The organism is Gordonia sp. (in: high G+C Gram-positive bacteria) (genome assembly GCF_012515855.1).
GTDB lineage: Bacteria > Actinomycetota > Actinomycetes > Mycobacteriales > Mycobacteriaceae > Gordonia.
Map to the genome: position 1 here is coordinate 1 of NZ_JAAYXO010000273.1, position 2,639 is coordinate 2,639.

Annotated in this window: 3 protein-coding genes; 2 read left to right on the forward strand and 1 reads right to left on the reverse strand. The window is 67.0% G+C overall.

Annotated elements, in window-relative coordinates; all coding sequences use genetic code 11:
- Positions 1 to 144: 144 nt before the first annotated feature.
- Positions 145 to 1,533 (reverse strand): D-alanyl-D-alanine carboxypeptidase/D-alanyl-D-alanine-endopeptidase, encoded by a 1,389-nt coding sequence (gene dacB, locus GX543_RS18360; RefSeq protein WP_290854017.1) that lies wholly within the window; start codon positions 1,531 to 1,533, stop codon positions 145 to 147.
- Between the two features lie 101 nt (positions 1,534 to 1,634).
- On the opposite strand from dacB, the gene GX543_RS18365 reads away from it, so the two are divergent.
- Both GX543_RS18365 and GX543_RS18370 read left to right on the forward strand, forming a co-directional pair.
- Positions 1,635 to 2,114 carry an inorganic diphosphatase gene (locus tag GX543_RS18365; protein WP_290854018.1) on the forward strand — a complete coding sequence of 160 codons (480 nt, stop codon included), beginning with the start codon at positions 1,635 to 1,637 and terminating at the stop codon, positions 2,112 to 2,114.
- A 172-nt stretch (positions 2,115 to 2,286) separates the two neighbouring features.
- The coding region (locus GX543_RS18370) for an SPFH domain-containing protein (protein WP_290854019.1) at positions 2,287 to 2,639 on the forward strand (353 nt) is incomplete at its 3' end.

The following is a 2,639-nucleotide window of genomic DNA, read 5'->3' on the forward strand; positions in this document are numbered from 1 at the left end:
CAGTCGATGTTCTCGACCGGCCCGTAGCCCGCGTCGGTCGGGTCGACTCCTGTCGCGTCCTGCCCAGTCATGTCGGCCTCATTCACGTCGGCGGCGGTTTCCACAGTCTGTCCCTTTCGCAGTCTGGCGTGGCAGTGCCGTCAGTCAGTCGCGGCAACCGCAGTCGCGGAGCGCGCCGACCACGGCGTCGACAGCGGGCCGGGCGTCCTCCGGGGAGGTCCCTCCGGACATCATGGCGAATGCCAGCACGCGGCCGTCGACCGTCTGCACCACTCCGGTCAACGAACTGACGCCCGTGAGTGTTCCGGTCTTGCCGCGGACCCAGCCCGCGCCGGACGTCCTGTCGGGATCGAATCGGTCGATCAACGTGCCGGTGCCGAACGCCACGGGCAACGAGTCGAGCAGCGAACGCAGCTTCGGGTGGCCGTCGCCCGCCGCTGCCGACATCACCTCGTCGAGCAGTGACGCGGGCACGCGGTCGGAGTACGAGATGCCCGAGGCGTCCACCAAGCGGGCATCGCCGACGTCGAACCCGTTCTTGTTCAGGGTGGCCAGCACCGCCTGCGCGCCGCCGGCGATGCTGACCTCGCCACCGGTCGCCGCGGCGAGTTCGATAGCGAGGGATTCGGCGAGGACGTTGTCGGAGAAGCGCATCATGTCGCCGACGCGCACGGTCAGCGGCGCCGACTCCACCGAGGCGATGGTCGCCGCGCCCGCGGGGGCGGCGACCTCCTCGACCTCACTGTTCAACCCGAGTGCCGCGGCCAGTGCCCGCCCGGCATCGAGTGCCGGATCCTCGGTGCGCGGCGAGTACTCGTCCGTCGGCTTGAGCCGCGCGCCGTCGACCATCAACGACTGGATGGGTGCGATGTCCCCACCTTCGATGTCGCGCTTGTCCCAGGTGCGCGCCATCGCGGGACCGGTGAACGCCGAGGTGTCGACGGCCACCGACGTCACTCGGCGACCGGACTTCGTGATCTGCTCGGCCAGATCGGCGATGCGCGCGGGATCGGAGTAGAAGGTGGGGTCACCTTCGGGCTGCGCACTGAGCGTCGGATCTCCGGCGCCGATCAACACCGCCTGCCCGTCGGCGCCGAGGACGACGCGAGTGGTGATTCGGGCGTCGTGCGGCAGTGCCAGCAGGACCGCGGCTGCAGTCAAGATCTTGGCGTTGGACGCAGGCACGCGCGGCTCCTGTGCCCCGCGGGACCACAAGACCTTCCCGGTCAGCGGATCGGAGATCTGCCCGGTCAGCTTGCCCAGCGCGTCATTCTTCAAGGGCTCGGCCAGTGCCTTTGCGACACCTTCGACCGTCGGGGCGGGAGCGGTCGGTGAGACCGCGACGATGCGCGGGTTCACCGCGGCCGCGGCCGGTCGTGCCGGTGTCCCGTCGGGGATCGGGTCGGCACGGTTCTGGTAGGCCCACCAACCGACACCGGCGCCTGCCGCAACGAGGATCACCACCAGAAGCACCAGGAACCAGCGCAGGATTCTGCGCGGCCGACGGACGGCAGAACTTGTCGGCTGAGCCACTTATCCTCCGGTCTGGGGTCTGCGTTTCACGGTGCTAACAGTATCCTTGAGAGCCGTCGAAGCAATTTTCCGGACAAGTCGCAGCAGATGCGGGAGGCAGCATGGAGTTCGAAGTCACCATTGAGATCCCCAAGGGTGGGCGTAACAAGTACGAGGTCGACCACGAGACGGGCAAGATCTACCTGGATCGCTACCTGTACACGTCGATGGGTTACCCGGCCGATTACGGCTACATCGACCACACCCTCGGCGAGGACGGCGATCCGTTGGACGCGATGGTGCTTCTCCCCGAGTCGGTGTTCCCCGGTGTCATCGTGAAGGCTCGCATCGTGGGCATGTACACCATGACCGATGAGGCAGGCGGCGACGACAAGCTGCTCGCCGTTCCGGCAGGCGACCCGCGCTGGGACCACATCCAGGACGTCACCGACGTCAACGAGTTCGAGCTCGGCGCCATCTCGCACTTCTTCGAGCGCTACAAGGACCTCGAGCCGGGCAAGGAAGTGACCCCCGGCGGTTGGGTCGGCAAGGACGAGGCCCTCAAGGTCGCGGCCGAGGCCATCGCCCGCTACCAGGGCTGATCGCCCGCGCCCACGCCACTGTTCTCGCCCGCTGCCGCTTCGGCAGCGGGCGAGAACACTTTGCACACTCGATGTCGACCGTCCGACCGAACTCGTCCGACTCGTACGCTGTAATGGAGGACAGGACACCGGACCGAGCCGCCTGCGGCTCGACGACGTAGGGGATGGCTCCATGGGAATCATCGGCAAGATGCGCGGCGAACTCGTCGACATCATCGAATGGATCGACGACTCGCGTTCGACGCTCGCTTGGCGGTTCCCGCGCTACAACAACGAGATCAAGAACGGCGCGGAACTGATCGTCCGCGAAGGTCAGCAGGCGGTGTTCGTCTACCGCGGACAGCTGGCCGACCAGTTCGGTCCCGGTCACTACCAGTTGACCACCGAGAACCTGCCGATCATGAGCACGCTCCAGGGCTGGAAGCACGGGTTCAACAGCCCGTTCCGCAGCGAGGTCTACTTCATCAATCGCCGGCCGGTCACCGACCTGCGATGGGGAACGCCGAACCCGATCACGCTGCGTGA

What these genes read in the sequence shown, in the direction of transcription:
- GX543_RS18365 (WP_290854018.1), top strand. Translation starts at nt 1,635, where the DNA reads ATGGAGTTCGAAGTCACCATTGAGATCCCCAAGGGTGGGCGTAACAAG.